General features: G+C 58.8%; 15 protein-coding genes. 9 read left to right on the top strand and 6 right to left on the bottom strand.

What is annotated here, in order from left to right; genetic code table 11:
* Window positions 1–23 precede the first annotated feature (23 nt).
* Entirely contained in the window at window positions 24–1,187 is a 1,164-nt protein-coding gene (locus ACR0M2_RS03500; RefSeq protein ID WP_480704045.1) for a M20 aminoacylase family protein, read from the top strand.
* Between the two features lie 53 nt (window positions 1,188–1,240).
* On the opposite strand, the gene ACR0M2_RS03495 is transcribed toward ACR0M2_RS03500, so the two are convergent.
* Together ACR0M2_RS03495 and moaA are read right to left on the bottom strand one after the other, a co-directional pair.
* Window positions 1,241–2,551, bottom strand: a complete 1,311-nt coding sequence (locus ACR0M2_RS03495; protein ID WP_480704214.1) for a 3-deoxy-D-manno-octulosonic acid transferase — start codon at window positions 2,549–2,551, stop codon at window positions 1,241–1,243.
* 13 nt (window positions 2,552–2,564) lie between these two features.
* Window positions 2,565–3,572, bottom strand: coding sequence for a GTP 3',8-cyclase MoaA (gene moaA / locus ACR0M2_RS03490; RefSeq protein ID WP_170348111.1), 1,008 nt, complete (start codon window positions 3,570–3,572; stop codon window positions 2,565–2,567).
* A 90-nt stretch (window positions 3,573–3,662) separates the two neighbouring features.
* Here moaA and ACR0M2_RS03485 point away from each other — a divergent pair, with 90 nt between their 5' ends.
* Window positions 3,663–4,094: a hypothetical protein gene (locus ACR0M2_RS03485; protein ID WP_480704044.1), complete on the top strand. Its 432-nt coding sequence runs from the start codon at window positions 3,663–3,665 to the stop codon at window positions 4,092–4,094.
* On the opposite strand, the gene ACR0M2_RS03480 is transcribed toward ACR0M2_RS03485, so the two are convergent.
* Genes ACR0M2_RS03480 through glmU form a run of 3 tightly spaced genes read right to left on the bottom strand, consistent with a single transcriptional unit; the run spans window position 4,082 to window position 7,993 of the window.
* Window positions 4,082–4,765: a DNA alkylation repair protein gene (locus tag ACR0M2_RS03480; RefSeq protein ID WP_480704043.1), complete on the bottom strand. Its 684-nt coding sequence runs from the start codon at window positions 4,763–4,765 to the stop codon at window positions 4,082–4,084. The two genes, ACR0M2_RS03485 and ACR0M2_RS03480, sit on opposite strands and share 13 nt — an antisense overlap.
* Window positions 4,766–4,816: 51 nt before the next feature.
* On the bottom strand, window positions 4,817–6,637 hold the full coding sequence (gene glmS, locus ACR0M2_RS03475; protein WP_425080973.1) for a glutamine--fructose-6-phosphate transaminase (isomerizing): 1,821 nt from the start codon (window positions 6,635–6,637) through the stop codon (window positions 4,817–4,819).
* A 3-nt stretch (window positions 6,638–6,640) separates the two neighbouring features.
* Window positions 6,641–7,993, bottom strand: a complete 1,353-nt coding sequence (gene glmU, locus ACR0M2_RS03470) for a bifunctional UDP-N-acetylglucosamine diphosphorylase/glucosamine-1-phosphate N-acetyltransferase GlmU (RefSeq protein ID WP_170374585.1) — start codon at window positions 7,991–7,993, stop codon at window positions 6,641–6,643.
* A 134-nt stretch (window positions 7,994–8,127) separates the two neighbouring features.
* Between glmU and ACR0M2_RS03465 the strand changes: the two genes are divergently transcribed.
* The 3 genes from ACR0M2_RS03465 (at window position 8,128) to ACR0M2_RS03455 (ending at window position 11,354) form a co-directional block, all read left to right on the top strand.
* Complete coding sequence (locus ACR0M2_RS03465) at window positions 8,128–8,835, top strand: HAD-IA family hydrolase (protein WP_170360194.1); 708 nt, start codon at window positions 8,128–8,130, stop codon at window positions 8,833–8,835.
* A gap of 3 nt (window positions 8,836–8,838) precedes the next feature.
* On the top strand, window positions 8,839–10,029 hold the full coding sequence (locus ACR0M2_RS03460) for a DegT/DnrJ/EryC1/StrS family aminotransferase (protein ID WP_170395721.1): 1,191 nt from the start codon (window positions 8,839–8,841) through the stop codon (window positions 10,027–10,029).
* A gap of 161 nt (window positions 10,030–10,190) precedes the next feature.
* Window positions 10,191–11,354, top strand: a complete 1,164-nt coding sequence (locus ACR0M2_RS03455) for an isovaleryl-CoA dehydrogenase (protein WP_480704042.1) — start codon at window positions 10,191–10,193, stop codon at window positions 11,352–11,354.
* Window positions 11,355–11,398: 44 nt separating this feature from the next.
* Here ACR0M2_RS03455 and ACR0M2_RS03450 read toward each other — a convergent pair whose 3' ends face one another.
* Window positions 11,399–12,001 (bottom strand): OmpW/AlkL family protein, encoded by a 603-nt coding sequence (locus ACR0M2_RS03450; RefSeq protein ID WP_170348125.1) that lies wholly within the window; start codon window positions 11,999–12,001, stop codon window positions 11,399–11,401.
* 136 nt (window positions 12,002–12,137) lie between these two features.
* Between ACR0M2_RS03450 and ACR0M2_RS03445 the strand changes: the two genes are divergently transcribed.
* From ACR0M2_RS03445 to ACR0M2_RS03430, 4 genes are read left to right on the top strand one after another with little or no spacing between them, the layout of a single operon-like run.
* Window positions 12,138–13,667, top strand: a complete 1,530-nt coding sequence (locus ACR0M2_RS03445) for an AMP-binding protein (protein ID WP_480704041.1) — start codon at window positions 12,138–12,140, stop codon at window positions 13,665–13,667.
* On the top strand, window positions 13,661–14,236 hold the full coding sequence (locus tag ACR0M2_RS03440) for a lysozyme inhibitor LprI family protein (protein WP_480704040.1): 576 nt from the start codon (window positions 13,661–13,663) through the stop codon (window positions 14,234–14,236). The genes ACR0M2_RS03445 and ACR0M2_RS03440 overlap by 7 nt, the downstream gene beginning before the upstream one ends.
* A 46-nt stretch (window positions 14,237–14,282) precedes the next feature.
* Window positions 14,283–15,887, top strand: a complete 1,605-nt coding sequence (locus tag ACR0M2_RS03435; protein ID WP_480704039.1) for a carboxyl transferase domain-containing protein — start codon at window positions 14,283–14,285, stop codon at window positions 15,885–15,887.
* Entirely contained in the window at window positions 15,887–16,312 is a 426-nt protein-coding gene (locus tag ACR0M2_RS03430) for an ASCH domain-containing protein (RefSeq protein ID WP_480704038.1), read from the top strand. The genes ACR0M2_RS03435 and ACR0M2_RS03430 overlap by 1 nt, the downstream gene beginning before the upstream one ends.
* The last annotated feature ends 3 nt before the right edge of the window (window positions 16,313–16,315 follow it).

Here is a 16,315-nt window from a genome sequence, read left to right as displayed (position 1 = left end):
AGAGAAAAAGATGGGAGAAGACTATGCCGATCAAAAACCGTTTTGCCGAATTGCAGAGTGAAATCACTGGGTGGCGGCGCGATATTCATGAAAACCCCGAGATTCTATTCGAAACGCACCGCACCAGCGCACTGGTTGCTGAGAAGCTGAAGGAATTCGGCTGTGATGAGATTGTCACCGGAATTGGTCGCACCGGGGTCGTTGGGGTGATTAAAGGTAAGGTCGACACGGGGGGCAAGGTGATCGGTCTGCGGGCCGATATGGATGCACTGCCGATACATGAGGCGACGGGTCTGGAGTATGCCTCCAAGACCGATGGGGCGATGCATGCCTGTGGTCATGACGGGCATACGGCGATGTTGCTGGGCGCGGCGAAATACCTCTCGGAAACGCGGAATTTCGACGGCACCGTCGTGGTGATCTTTCAACCCGCCGAAGAGGGTGGCGGCGGAGGCCGCGAGATGTGCGAGGACGGCATGATGGACCGTTGGGGCATCCAAGAGGTCTATGGCATGCACAACTGGCCGGGTCGCCCGGTCGGCAGTTTTGCCATTCGTCCCGGTGCGTTCTTTGCGGCCACAGATCAATTTGATATCACCTTTGAGGGCAAGGGCGGTCATGCGGCCAAACCGCATGAGACAGTCGATACAACCGTGATGGCGGCGCAGGCGGTTCTGGTATTGCAGACGGTGGCGTCGCGCAATGCAGATCCGGTGGATCAGGTCGTGGTTTCAGTTACGTCGTTTGAAACCTCGACCACCGCCTTTAACGTCATCCCCCAAACGGTACAGATCAAAGGTACCGTCCGTACGATGAGTTCAAAAATGCGGGAAATGGCGGAAAAGCGCATCAAAGAGATTTGCAACGGAATCGCGGCGACGTTTGGCGGAACGGCCAATGTCACCTATTACTTGGGCTATCCGGTGATGGTGAACAGCGACGAGCAGACCAACTTTGCAGCGGATGTCGCGCGTTCAGTGGCGGGCAATTGCGACGAAGCGCCGTTGATCATGGGCGGCGAGGATTTCGCCTTTATGCTCGAAGAACGGCCGGGGGCGTATATTCTGGTTGGCAATGGCGACACGGCGGCGGTGCATCACCCTGAGTACAACTTTAACGACGAGGCCATTCCGGCAGGGTGCAGCTGGTGGGCTGAGATTGTCGAACAGCGGATGCCGGCGGCCTGATCTTGGCGTTGGGTAGCGCGAGGGGCCAGCCCCTCGCGCTACCCGGGACAAACTTAGTTAGATGACGTTGAACCCGACCCAGTTAAGCTGAGTTCGGTGCATAGCGTCTCAACGATTGCATCCAGTGCCGATTGTTGGGTGTTTACGCAGGATTTCGCAGCCTTACGGGCTGTGTCCAGCGTGGTTTGGTCCGATAGCCAGGTTTCCACGGCCTCGGTCAGTTCGGAAGCAGATTGAACTTGTAGCGCCCCGCCGGATTCGATCAGCAGGGCGAAGGTTTCGGCAAAGTTGAAATTGCCGGGGCCGGTGATTACAGCGGCACCCGCCTGGGCCGGTTCGAACGGATTGTGGCCGCCGATCTCTTTCAGTGATCCGCCAAGGAACACAATAGGGCACAGCGCGTACCATGTGCCGGTTTCACCCAGCGTATCTGCCATGTAGACCTGCGTTTTGTCGGTGATCTTGTCGTCATTCGATCGAATGGCCACAGTTTGCCCCGCTTGGTTTGCCAGACTGGCGACCTCGGCGCGGCGTTCAGGGTGGCGCGGGATCAGCAACAGCAGCAGGTCGGGCCAGCGTTTGAGAAGCTCTGCGTGGGCGGCAAGAACGGTTTCCTCTTCACCGGCATGTGTCGAACTGGCGATCCAGACGGGGCGGGCGCCGATCTGTGCGCGGATTTCGGACAACGTGGCCTGATCAATCGGCAAGGGGTCAGACATGGCCTTCAGGTTCGTGCCCGGCTGTACACGATCAGCGGGCGCGCCCATCACGATCAGGTTTTGCGCGGTCTTGTCGTTCTGGGTCAGGAACAGGCGAAAACGATCCAGAATGAACCGGGCTGTGTCCGGGCGTTTCTTCCAGCCTTCGACGGATTTGTCCGACAGGCGTGCGTTGAGCAGAGCCAAGGGCATGCCACGCTTGGCACCTTCGACAATCAGACGGGGCCAGATTTCGCTTTCGACGAAAATACCGGCATTTGGGTGCCAGTGGTCCAGAAAGCGCCGCACGGGGCTTGCGGTGTCTAGTGGAGGGTACTGGTGCCGCGTTCGTGGTGGCATGCGTTTTTCGATCAGCGCAGCCGAGGTTGGCGTGCCAGAGGTGATCAGAAACTCGGCATCCGGCAGACGTTCCCCCAACCGTTTGATCAGGCTGATGACCGAAAGGGTTTCACCAACGCTGGCGGCGTGGAACCAGATCATCTGGCCGTCGGGGCGGGGCAGGCTGGCACGGCCTTGGCGTTCCTGTTGTCGGGTTACGGAAACATCCGCGGCTTGCAGCTTGTTCCGTACGGTGCGCCAGACAAACGGCTCCGCAACAGAGGTCAGGCCGCAATACAGATGATACAGCAGCGTCGGTCGGCCCATCTGGTCCGGCACGTCAGCCGCCTGTGTGGCTCATGTGACGGCTCATCTTGCCGTCGACCGCCTGGCGGGAATAGTCGAAATCATGTCCCTTGGGCTTGAGGTTGATCGCCGCGCGGATTGCGTCTTCGAGCGGTTGCTCTGTATCGGGGTGATCGCGTAGTGGACCACGCAGGTCAGCCATGTCCTCTTGGCCCAGACACATAAACAGCTCACCAGTGCAGGTCAGGCGCACGCGGTTGCAGCTTTCGCAGAAATTATGCGACAGAGGGGTGATGAAGCCGATCTTTTGGCCGGTTTCCTCTAGGCGAACATAACGCGCTGGCCCGCCGCTGCGTTCTGCCAGATCGGTCACGGAATAGTGGTTCTCGTATTCCTTACGAACATCCTTGAGCGACCAATATTGATCCAGACGATCCTCATTGCCGATATCGCCCATGGGCATGACCTCGATCCAGGTCAGGTCCATATCGCGTTCCGCACACCATTTCGTGATCGTCGGCAATTCTTCTTCGTTGAAGCCCTTCAGGGCCACCGCGTTGATCTTTATCCTCAGCCCGGCTTTCTGCGCCGCGTCGATGCCGTTCAACACTTGTTTAAGACGGCCCCAGCGGGTGATCGCGGCGAATTTATCTTCGTCCAGCGTATCCAGCGAGATATTTACCCGGCGCACACCTGCTGCGTACAGGTCATCGGCAAAACGGTGCAGCTGCGAGCCATTGGTGGTCAACGTCAGCTCTTTCAACGCGCCGCTGTCCAGGTGGCGGGTCATGCTGTTGAAAAACGTCATGATATTTCTGCGCACAAGCGGCTCACCACCGGTAATGCGCAGCTTTTCAACCCCCAACTTCACGAAGGTCGAGCACATGCGGTCCAGCTCTTCCAGCGTCAGCAGGTCTTTCTTTGGCAGAAACTTCATGTCCTCGGACATGCAGTAAACACAGCGGAAATCGCAGCGGTCCGTAACAGAGACGCGGAGATAGGTGATCGCACGTGCGAATGGGTCGATAAGCGGAGCAGTCATGCGACATAGGTAAAGCCGCGACTTGCCTGCGACAAGGGCGAAGTTTCCTTTGCGCTGGTACAGATGCGCACAGGGCGATAGGTTGATGGCATGAGATATATGCTATTTGCTTTGTGTATTCTGGTGGCCGGATGCGACACCGTGCGATCCACGACAGATCGGGTCTTTGGGGGCGAAAAGACGCCTTCTGAACCTGAAGACGCCGTGGTCGAAGAGGTTGTGGCAGAGGAAGCAGTTGAATCAGAACCCGTTGCGGCCACTGCTGCCGGCTGGGTGGGCGCAAAGACGACCATAGCCGGATTGGGCGATCCGACCACGCCGGGTCGTTGGCTGGAAACTCCGCTGGTCGACGTCGAATTCACCGGTCGCGTGGTCGTTCCCAGAACCGGCTCGCAGGCTTATATTACGCTGGTTCCAGCGCCAGGGCCCGAAAGCGGCGGCAGTCGATTGTCTCTGGATGCGATGCGGGCCTTGTTGTTGCCATTCGACGAATTGGTTGAACTTGAGGTCTATTCCAACTGATCTTTCAGGTATTTTCCGGCTTCGCGGCGGGCGAACGGCTTCATCGCGTCACCATGGATTTTCAGAAAAGCGATGACGCGTTCAGCGTCGTGTTTGGACAGGTCACGCAGCCACCAAGCAATGGCTTTCTGAATGAACCAGTCCCGGTCCGGCACATAGCTCGCCGCCCAGCCAAGGATGCGATCGCGCCGTGCCAGATCGTCGGGTTTGGGGTGATTCTGCTTGGTCCAGGGAAGGGTGGCCACCAGCGCTGCGCGCCGTGTCCACATATGATCGGAAGTCGTCCAGATTTCCACCTGATCCAACCGGGTTGGGTCGGCTGACAGACGTTTTTGCATCGCCATGCAGGCGTGATCGGCCGCAGCCCAGGCGTCGAAATCGGGCAACCAGCTGTGCAGTAAATCCCAGACCGCCCCATCAGGCCGAATGCGGGCCTGGGTCAGCAGTTTGGCTGCGGCCAGACGGCCCTCGTGTATATTGGTCTGCCACAAGGCATCCGCCAACTCCACGCGCTCAGATACATCCAGGTCTTGACGCCAATCTTTCGTCAGGTCGTTCAGAACGGGGTTCGCGACGCCCAGATAGGGGCGGTCGACCTTGTGATAGGCCGCCATTTGGCTCGCGCGCTCGAGGTCGGCATGAGCTTTGATCTGTTCCAGATAGAAATTCAATGTTTGTCGCCCTGCTGGTGAAACGGGCCGTGGGTGCAGCCCGATCTTGGCTTATTCGACGGTGACGGATTTCGCCAGATTGCGGGGCTGGTCCACATCGGTACCTTTGGCGACAGCCGTATGATAGGCCAGCAGCTGCGCCGGAACCGAATACAGGATCGGGGCAAGGCTGGGATGAATATGGGGCATGCGAATAGTGCTCCACACCCCATCCTCGGCCTCGGTAACGCCGTCATCATCCGAGACCAGTATTACCTTGCCTTTGCGCGCCATGACCTCTTGCATGTTCGACACGGTCTTGTCGAACACCGCATCGCGCGGGGCCATGACCACCACCGGCATGTGCTTGTCGATCAAGGCGATGGGACCGTGCTTTAGCTCGCCAGAAGCATAACCTTCGGCGTGTATATAGCTGATTTCTTTTAGTTTCAGCGCGCCTTCCATAGCCAGTGGATACATCAGGCCGCGGCCCAGGAACAGCACATCGCGCGCCTCGGACAAGCGCTGGGCCGAGGCCTTGATGGACTGGTTCTGATCCAGCGCGGCATTTAGTGCGGTCGGCAATCCACGCAATGCGGCGGCATGATCAGCCAGTTCCTCATCGCTTAGGGTGCCCCGATCCGCAGCCGCCTTGAGCGCCAGCATCAGCAATACACTTAGCTGACAAGTGAAAGCTTTGGTCGAGGCCACACCGATCTCAACCCCAGCATGGATCGGCAGGGCGATGTCGCTTTCGCGCGCGATCGAGCTTTCGGGGACATTGATCACCGAAACGATCTTATCGGCCTTGCCCTCGCAATAGCGCAGCGCGGCCAGCGTGTCGGCGGTCTCACCCGACTGGCTGACAAACAGAGCCGCCGTACGATCGGGGATCGGAGGTTCGCGATAGCGAAACTCGCTGGCGATATCGACCTCGACGGGCATTCTGGCCAACTGTTCGAACCAGTACTTTGCTGTCAGGCAGGCATAAAAGGCAGTTCCGCAGGCGACCATGGTCAGGCGGTCCAGCTTGCTGAAATCCAGCTCACACGGCAGGGTTATCTCGTTGCCGCCAGTGGGCAGGTAGGATTGGATTGCCTCGGCAACCACCACGGGTTGCTCGGCGATTTCCTTTGCCATGAAATGCTTGTGACCCGCCTTGTCGGCCCGTGTTTGATCCAGTTTGATCTGGCGGGTCTCGCGGTTGGCCAGTTCTCCGGCTTCGTTGCGGATTTCAAGCGAAGTGCGGGTCAGGACCGCCCGGTCGCCTTCTTCAAGATAGGTGATACGATCCGTCAGCGGGGCCAGCGCAATGGCGTCCGAACCGACATACATTTCGCCTTCCCCATGCCCAATGGCCAAAGGTGAGCCCTTACGCGCCGCGACGATCAGGTCGTCTTGCCCGTCAAACAGAAATGCAAGTGCAAACGCCCCTTGAAGCCGGTCGATGGTTTTGAACGCCGCATCAACGGGCGATAGGCCGATATTGAGATAATACTCGGCCATCAGAGCCACGGTTTCGGTATCGGTCTCGGTGACGAAATCGACGCCATGTTCGGCTAACTCAGCCCGCAAATCGCGATAGTTTTCGACAATGCCGTTATGCACCACGGCCACGGGGCCTGCCTTGTGCGGGTGCGCGTTGGTGACTGATGGTGCGCCATGTGTGGCCCAACGGGTATGCCCGATGCCCGATTTTCCGCGCAGAGGATTATGCACCAGCAAATCGCTGAGGTTGACCAACTTGCCCACAGCCCGGCGGCGCCCAAGTTCACCGTCATTGACCGTCGCAATACCGGCGCTGTCATAGCCGCGATATTCCAGCCGTTTCAGCGCCTCAACCAAAATAGGGGCGGCTTCGTGTTGCCCCAGTACACCTACAATTCCACACATAGATCAGGTTCCTTTGTCGCGGCGAGCCTTCTTCGCCTTCAACATATCAAACAATTTACGTGCATAACCCGGCTTGTTGTCCTGCTTGGCGCGGGCCATGGCCAGCGCGTCGGGCTCGACGTCTCGCGTCACGACTGTGCCGGTGGCTGTCATTGCGCCGTCTCCGACCTTCACCGGGGCCACCAGCATTGTGTTCGAGCCGACAAAAACATTCTCACCAATTGTGGTGCGATGCTTCATCACACCGTCATAGTTGCAGGTGATTGTTCCAGCGCCGATATTCGACGCCGCACCTACCGACGCGTCACCGATATAGCTGAGGTGGTTAACCTTGGCCCCTTCGGCGATCTCGGCGTTCTTTATCTCGACAAAATTGCCGATGCGGGCGTTTTCGGCCAACTCGGCACCTGGGCGCAGGCGGGCATAGGGGCCAACAATAGAACCGCGGCTGACGTGGCAGCCCTCCAAATGCGAAAACGACCGGATTGTAGCACCACTTTCGACTGTGACGCCGGGGCCAAAAACCACGTTGGGTTCAATCACAGTGTCGCGCCCGATGACGGTGTCAGCGGCCAGATAAACAGTATCGGGTGCCATCAGGGTGACGCCAAGATCCAACAGCTCGGCACGGGCACTGGCCTGAAACACAGCATCTGCCGCAGCCAAATCGGTGCGGGAGTTCACACCTAATGTCTGTGCTTCGTCACAGGCGACTGCGGTGACTTTCAGACCGCGCGCGCGCGCGATTTCCACGACGTCCGTCAAATAATACTCACCTGCCGCGTTGTCATTTCTTACCGTGTCGATCAGGGAAAACAACGCCTGCGCATCACAGGCCAAAAGACCAGAGTTGCAAAAGGTTATCGCGCGCTCTTCATCCGATGCGTCTTTGAATTCGACGATCCGCTCAAGACTGTCACCGTTCATCACCAGGCGACCATAACGCGCAGGATCGCCGGCCTCAAACCCCAGAATGACAAGATCGTTTTCTGCCCGCGCCGCGATCATGCGTTCCAGCGTATCGGGCTGCAGAAACGGCGTGTCGCCATACAAAACCACGACGTCGCCGGTGAATCCGTCCAAAGCCTCGCGTGCCTGCGCGACGGCATGGGCAGTACCCAACTGCTCGTCCTGAACAGCGATTTGCGCCGCTTCATCCTCGGCAGTTGCAACCTTGGCTACGGCTTCAGCCCCGTGCCCGGTGACGATCACGGTCCGCTCGGGCGACAATATGGCCCCGGCGCGCATAGCGTGCACCAGCATCGGGACCTGCGCGATGGGATGAAGAACTTTGGGAATATCCGAATGCATCCTGGTGCCTTTTCCAGCGGCAAGGATGACAAGGGCAGTGCTCATGAAATCGATTTCTCTTTGTGTTTTGTTGCGCTCCGTTTTATCCGCTGAGGGCAAAGGCGCAAGCGGTTCACGGATCAAACAAGATTGCCGTTTGCAACACGAGACGGCAATAAACCGCCGAGGCAGGAGGCACAATGCGCACAGTAATCTTCGATCTGGACGGAACTTTGGCCGATACGTCGGGTGATTTGCTGGCGGCGGCCAACCACTGTTTTCGCCAGATGGGGCATGGGGATGTCCTGGTTCACGATGATGACGCAGCCGTTGCCTTGCGGGGTGGACGGATGATGCTGACCCATGGGCTGAAGCGGGTCGGTGCTTATGATGAGGATACTGTTCTGGCCTATTATCCCACCCTGCTTGAGGCTTACGCGAAGGACATCGACACTCACACTCGGTTCTATCCCGGTGCGCTTGAGGCTGTCGAAATGCTGAAATCCCAAGGTTATGGCGTAGGTATCTGCACCAATAAACCCGAGGCTCTGGCCCATCAGCTGCTGACCCAGATGGGCGTGCGGGATCAGTTTGCGTCTTTGGTGGGCGCAGACACGTTGCCCGTGCGCAAACCGGACCCCGAACCACTGCGCGAAGCCGCGCGCCGGGCCGGGGGACACCCCGATTTGTGTGTGCTGATCGGCGATTCCGACACCGACCGAAATACGGCGCGGGCAGCGGGCGTGCCATCGGTGCTGGTGACGTTTGGCCCGTCCGGGGAAGATATGGCCGCATTGGAACCCGAAGCACTGCTGCATCACTTTGATGATCTGCCTGAGCTGGTCACCGGGCTGATTGGTGCGGCGGCACAAATTCTTGACCCCAACCCTTTGCAGGATCAGAACTAGTCCATGACCGAAACATTCACTGGCAGCTTCACCCAGCAGGAACCTATTCCAGAAGAGGCGATTGACGCCGCCATGGCCGTTCTACGCCATGGGCGTCTGCATCGCTATAACGTCGTACCCGGAGAGTTGGGCGAAACCGCGCTGCTGGAGCAGGAGTTCGCGGCGCAAATGGGGGCGAAATACTGTCTGGCTGTGTCTTCTGGGGGTTATGCACTGGCCACCGCATTGCGGGCCGTGGGGGTGCAGCCGGGTGATCCGGTTTTGACCAACGCCTTCACGCTTGCGCCGGTGCCGGGGTCGATTGCCTCGGTCGGGGCAAGGCCGGTTTTTGTGGGCGTGACTGAGAATCTGACGATTGATCTGGATGATCTTGAGGCCAAGCTGGATCAGGCGCGGGTGCTGATGCTCAGCCACATGCGCGGACATCTGTGCGATATGGACCGGCTAATGCAGATGTGTGATACGGCGGGCGTTGCGGTGATCGAGGACTGCGCCCACACAATGGGTGCCGCATGGCGCGGGCAATTGTCGGGGCGTCAGGGGGCGATTGGGTGCTATTCATGCCAGACGTACAAACACGTCAATTCCGGTGAAGGCGGTCTGCTGATCACCGATGACGAAGTGCTTGCGGCCAAGGCCACGATGCTGTCGGGCTCGTACATGCTATATGAACGCCACCTTGCCGCACCTGGGCCCGAGGTGTTTGAAAAGATCAAATACACCACGCCCAATGTGTCCGGCCGCATGGACAATCTGCGCGCCGCGATCCTGCGCCCGCAACTGCGTGATCTTGACCGGCAGGTGCAGCGCTGGAACGAACGCTATGACGAGATCGCGACCGGCCTGCGGGACACCCCCGGCCTGACCATCGTCGAGCGTCCCGAGCAAGAGACCTATGTCGGTTCGTCGATCCAGTTCTTGCTGCTCGACTGGACGCCCGAACGCATTGCCGAGGTAATCCGTCGTTGCGGCGCACGGGGGGTCGAGATTAAGTGGTTTGGTGGGGCGGAGCCGACGGGATTCACCTCGCGCTATGACAGTTGGCGCTATGCCGAAAGCACGCCTTTGCCCGCAAGTGATCGTATCCTTGCCGGGGTGATGGATATGCGCGTGCCGTTGACTTTTTCGCTGGACGACTGCCGCCTGATCGCGCGCATCATCCGGGCCGAAGTTGGGGCTGTGTTTCAATCGTGATCCAATTGAGTGCGCCTTTGGCGCACGCTTTAATCTTGAAAAATGCCACCCTGTTCGGGGTGGCATTTTCTTTGGTGCTAGCCTTCTCATTGACCCGTGGAGGATTCGCTGTTACCTAATTATTGAACAAGTGTTCATTAATTCGATGAGGAGGTCGCAACATGTTCACGGCCACAATGCAATTTGATCTGGGTGAGGATGTGAACGCTCTGCGCGAGATGGTGCATCGCTGGGCGCAGGATCGGGTCAAACCGATGGCGGCCGAGGTCGATCAATCGAACGCCTTTCCCAATGAGCTGTGGAAAGAGATGGGTGACCTCGGGCTGTTGGGCATCACCGTGTCCGAAGAGTATGGCGGGGCGGGGATGTCCTATCTGGCCCACACCGTAGCGGTGGAGGAGGTGGCGCGGGCCTCGGCTTCGGTCTCGCTGTCTTACGGGGCGCATTCGAACCTGTGCGTCAATCAGATCAAGCTGAACGGCAATGACGAGCAGAAGGCGAAATACCTGCCGCGTCTGATCTCGGGTGACCATGTTGGCGCGCTTGCAATGTCCGAGGCCTCGGCCGGATCAGACGTTGTGTCGATGAAGCTGCGCGCGGAAAAGCGTAACGATCACTACCGTCTTAATGGCAACAAATATTGGATCACCAATGGGCCGGACGCGAACACGCTAGTCGTGTATGCCAAGACTGACCCCGAGGCGGGTTCAAAAGGGATCACGGCTTTTTTGATCGAGAAAGAGATGAAGGGATTCTCGACCTCTCCGCATTTCGACAAGCTGGGGATGCGGGGGTCGAACACAGCCGAACTGATCTTTGAAGATGTTGAAGTACCGTTCGAGAACGTTCTGGGCGAAGAGGGCAAGGGCGTTGCGGTTCTGATGTCAGGTCTGGATTATGAACGCGTCGTGCTGGCTGGGATCGGCACAGGCATCATGGCTGCCTGTCTGGACGAGATCATGCCCTATCTGGCCGAGCGTAAGCAGTTCGGCAAACCGATCGGTAGCTTCCAACTAATGCAGGGCAAGATTGCCGACATGTATACCGCGATGAATTCCGCGCGGGCTTATGTCTATGAAGTTGCCAAGGCTTGTGACCGGGGTGACGTGACCCGTCAGGATGCAGCGGCGTGCTGCCTTTACGCCTCGGAACAGGCGATGACGCAGGCGCATCAGGCTGTGCAGGCGATGGGCGGGGCCGGGTTCCTGTCGGATTCAGCGGTTAGCCGGATATTCCGAGACGCCAAGCTGATGGAGATCGGCGCGGGCACCAGCGAAATTCGCCGAATGCTGATCGGGCGCGAGTTGATGAGCGAAATGCGCTGAGAAAAACGCCCCGCCAAAGGGTGGCGGGGCGTTAAAGACAAGGATCAGAAGCGATGGACGTAGGATACGCCGACCAGCCAGGGATCGATTTCTGCAGTGCCGATATCGGTGCCGTTCAGTTTGACGTCGGAGTCGATGTCGAACCAGCGCACGTTCAGACGCACGGCTCCTTTTTCGGTGACCATGTAGTCCAAACCGGCTTGCAGCGACACACCGAAGGAGTTGTCGATGTCCAGATCCCCAAGCGCGGATTTTTCGTCAAAGAAGATGGTGTAGTTCAGTCCGGCGCCAACATAGGGCTTCCAGGCGCTGTTGGTCGCGAAGTGATAGTTCAGCGACAGGGTGGGCGGCAGGTGTTTGGTGCTGGCCAGATCGGTGCCCCCCAGCGCGATGCTGTGGCTGAACGGGGTCGCGGCCAGCAGTTCGATGCCAAGATTGTCCTGGACAAAATACTCTACTGTGAAGATCGCGCTGGTGTCTGCGTCAATGTCGGTATCGAGACCAGCCAGGGTTCCGTTGTCGGATTTCGGGTCCAGATAACCAACACCGACACCCACGGTCCAGTCACCTTGGTTTTGGGCCATTGCAGGGGCGGCAAGTGCGACAAGCGCAGTCGAGAGCGTCAAAGCGGCGAGTGTTTTGGTCATTTTATGGCCTTTGAATTTGTTGATGAGTCGCTTGTGCAGGACCGGACCGTTGCGAACTCTGATCTGTATCAAGTTCCTGTGAAAGCAGGGGGGCGTCCGCGCCCGCCAAGGGTAAGAAAAACAAGGGGTTTTGCGCATGCATCCCGATAGGTGCATACCCGGTATGCGGAAGGCAGGCGTCTGGGATATTCCGGATCAGCTCAATATGGCGCGACAATGCCTGGCGCATCCTCGTGACAATGTGGCCATCGTTGATCTGACAGACGGGTGCCGCGAAACCGTTACCTTTGGTCAACTCACGCGCATGACGGACGGGATTGCACGTGAATTGCATCAGCAGGTGCAGCCCGGCGACCGCGTGGGTGTGTTGCTGAGCCAGTCGCCCTGGTGTGCGGCGGCGCATCTGGCAATCTGGAAGCTTGGGGCGATTTCGGTGCCGCTGTTCAAGCTGTTCAAACGGGATGCGTTGGCCTCGCGCGTGGGGGATGCGGGTGCGCGTCTGGTGCTGACCGATGCCGAAGGAGCCGCGGTGCTGGGCGATCTGGCCCACCCGGTTCTGGTCGAACATATTGCACCATCGGATGATCCGTTCCCCTGCTCAGATACAGGCCCCGAGGACCCGGCGGTGCTGATCTATACCTCGGGCACCACGGGCAGCCCCAAGGGCGCACTGCATGGGCACCTGGTTCTGACCGGCCACCTGCCGGGTGTCTCGATCAGCCACAATCACCTGCGCGAAGGTGATTGCCTATGGACACCTGCGGATTGGGCCTGGATCGGAGGTCTGTTCGACGTATTGATGCCCGGGCTTGCGCTGGGTATTCCTGTGGTCGCGGCGCGGTTGGAAAAGTTTACGCCGGAAGCCTGTGCCGACGTGATCGCCCGCGGTGGTGTGCGGAACGTGTTCTTCCCTCCGACCGCACTTCGCATGCTGAAGGCGGCGGATCAGGCAATCCCCGGTCTGCGCTCGGTCGCTTCGGGCGGTGAGCCGCTGGGGGCCGAGATGCTGGCATGGGGGCAACAGGCGTTTGGCCTGACGATCAACGAATTCTACGGCCAGACCGAATGCAACATGGTCGTGTCTTCTTGTTCCGAGGATTTCCCGGTGCAACCCGGCTGCATCGGTAAACCGGTGCCGGGGCATGAAGTCGCGGTGATCGACGAAGACGGCAATCCGATCAGCGAGGAGGGTGACGTGGCCATCCGGCGCGGCTCGGCCTCGATGTTGCTGGAATACTGGAACCGGCCCGAGGCGACGGCTGAGAAGTTTCGCGGCGACTGGCTGATCACCGGAGATCGCGGCGTGTGGGAGGGCGAGTATCTACGCTTTGTCGGTCGCGATGATGACGTGATTACCTCAGCCGGATACCGCATCGGCCCGGCCGAGATCGAGGATTGCCTGCTAACCCACCCGGCGGTGGCGACCGTGGGCGTGGTCGGCAAGCCCGACCCACTACGGACCGAGATCGTGAAGGCCTATGTGGTGCTGAAACCGGGGGCCGAGGCTTCGGGGTCGGAGTTGCAGGACTGGGTCAAGGCGCGTCTGGCTCAGTATTCCTATCCGCGTGAGGTCGCATTTCTGGAGGAGTTGCCGATGACGGTGACGGGGAAGGTGATCCGGAAGGAATTGAAAGTGCGAGCGGCGGCGGAGGACAAACAATGCTGAATAAGTTGCACAGCTTTGATTTGCTTACTCTAGGCACTGTTTCAGTTATCACCTTTGTGCTGCCCCAAGACCTTTGGGCACAGAACTATCAAGTTCAAGATGAGCACGGACAAACTACCGTGGACCAAGCCTACATGGATGCTCAAGTCCGTGGGTGTGTCGAAAGTGCTGGAGCACCAACAGACCTTTCCGACTGTATTGGTGCTTTTTCGGGCGATTGCATGAATGAAGATATTTCTTGGGGGCAAAGTACTCTGGGAATTTACTTTTGCGTCGAAGCTGAAACAGCGGTCTGGGACACGCTGGTGGACGAGAGTGCCGCAGACCTGCTGGTTCATTACAGCATGCTTGATGAAGGAGACGCTGAGAAAGCTTCCTCTCTAACTTTTAGAGTGCCGAGTTTAACCGAAGCACAAGAACGTTGGGAAGAAATGCGGGAGGCGGACTGCTTGGTGGAGTATCTTCAGTGGAGAGGGGGAACAGGTGCGAAACTCCTTGGGGCCCGGTGTCGCTTGGAGCGAACGAGCCAAAGAGTGGTTTGGTTAAAGACGTTGTTGGAGGAAAGATGATGCTTCTTATTTCGGCGGGTTTTCTGATGGACCAGGAAAGCAAAGAATGAAACTCACATCCAAAGCCATGCCCGCCTCTGAGGGCTTCAAGACAAACCGCACCGCTCATCTCGATGCGCTGGCACAAATCGCTGCCGCCGCCGAAGCAGCCCGCATGGGCGGTGGTGAGAAATCCCGCGCGCGGCATGAATCCCGGGGAAAGATGCTGCCACGTCGTCGGGTGGCGAACTTGCTGGACCCGGGGTCTCCGTTCCTTGAGATCGGCGCGACGGCGGCGCATGGGATGTATGGCGATGCCGCGCCTGCTGCCGGGGTCGTCGCGGGTATTGGCCGCGTGCAGGGGCGTGAGGTTATGGTGGTGTGCAACGATGCCACTGTGAAAGGCGGCACTTATTACCCGATGTCGGTCAAGAAACATCTGCGGGCGCAGGAGATTGCTGAGGAAAACAACCTCCCCTGCATCTATCTGGTCGATAGCGGCGGTGCGAACCTGCCCAATCAGGATGAGGTCTTCCCCGACCGCGACCACTTTGGCCGCATCTTCTACAATCAGGCACGGATGAGCGCCAAAGGGATTGCACAGATCGCCGTGGTAATGGGCTCGTGTACGGCGGGTGGGGCCTATGTGCCTGCGATGTCGGATGTGACGATCATTGTGCGCGACCAAGGCACGATCTTTCTGGCCGGGCCGCCTCTGGTCAAGGCCGCGACCGGAGAGATCGTCAGCGCCGAAGATTTGGGTGGCGGCGACGTTCATACTCGCTTGTCTGGTGTAGCCGACTATCTGGCCGAGGATGACGCCCACGCGCTAGCTCTGGCGCGGCGCGCGGTCGGGTCGCTGAATCTGCGCAAACCGCAGACGGTGGATTGGGCCAGCACCGAGGATCCGGCCTATGACCCCGAGGAAATTCTGGGCGTTGTGCCCGCCGATCTGCGCACGCCGTATGACATCCGCGAGGTGATCGCGCGGTTGGTCGATGGCTCGCGTTTCGATGAGTTCAAACCGCGCTTTGGCGAGACGCTGGTGACGGGGTTTGCCCATGTCAAAGGCTGCCCTGTCGGGATCATTGCCAACAACGGCGTGCTGTTTTCCGAAGCTGCACAGAAGGGCGCGCATTTTGTCGAGCTGTGTTCGCAACGGAAAATCCCTCTGGTGTTTTTGCAGAATATCACCGGCTTCATGGTTGGTCGGAAATACGAAAACGAGGGTATCGCACGGCATGGGGCCAAGATGGTGACAGCAGTTGCCACGACGAACGTGCCGAAGGTCACGATGCTGGTCGGCGGTTCTTTTGGGGCCGGGAATTACGGCATGGCGGGACGGGCCTATCAGCCGCGCTTCCTATGGACCTGGCCGAACTCGCGGATTTCCGTGATGGGAGGCGAACAGGCGGCGGGTGTTCTGGCCACCGTCAAACGCGACGGGATCGAACGGCAGGGCGGCACCTGGTCTGCCGAGGAGGAGGCCGAGTTCAAACGCCCCACACTGGAGATGTTCGAGGAACAGTCGCATCCGCTCTATGCCTCTGCCCGGTTGTGGGATGATGGCATCATTGACCCACGCAAAAGCCGCGATGTGCTGGCGCTGTCGCTGAGCGCCGCGCTGAATGCCCCGATTGAAGAGACACGTTTCGGCGTGTTCAGGATGTGATGCGCATGGACCTGAAAGAAGTAATGACCCGCTACCCGGACGCACAGACTTTTAAGTTCGGCGATAGCGCTGCCTTGAGTGCAGAATTGCTGGCATTGGTGCGCTCAGGCCAAAAAAAAGCAACTTGTGGGGCGCTGCGCGACTATCCGGACGGAAGCCCTGAGACACCAGTTGTCGGGCGACGCGATATCGCTCTGGAATGGGATGACACCCCGGCTTTGGTGATCGAAACGGTCGATGTCACGATCTGTCGTTTTTGCGATGTGACTGAGGACTTTGCATTGGCCGAGGGTGAGAATGAAACGCTTGAAGGATGGCGCGAGGATCACCGTCGTTACTTCGAGCGCAATGGCGGTTTCGATCCCGAGATGGAGTTATTGTGCGAACGTTTCCGTCTTGTCGAAGATCTGGCTGTTGAGGGGTAAGAC

It is taken from the genome of Ruegeria sp. BE10, from assembly GCF_056538905.1.
This window is presented reverse-complemented; position numbering and strand designations above follow the sequence as displayed.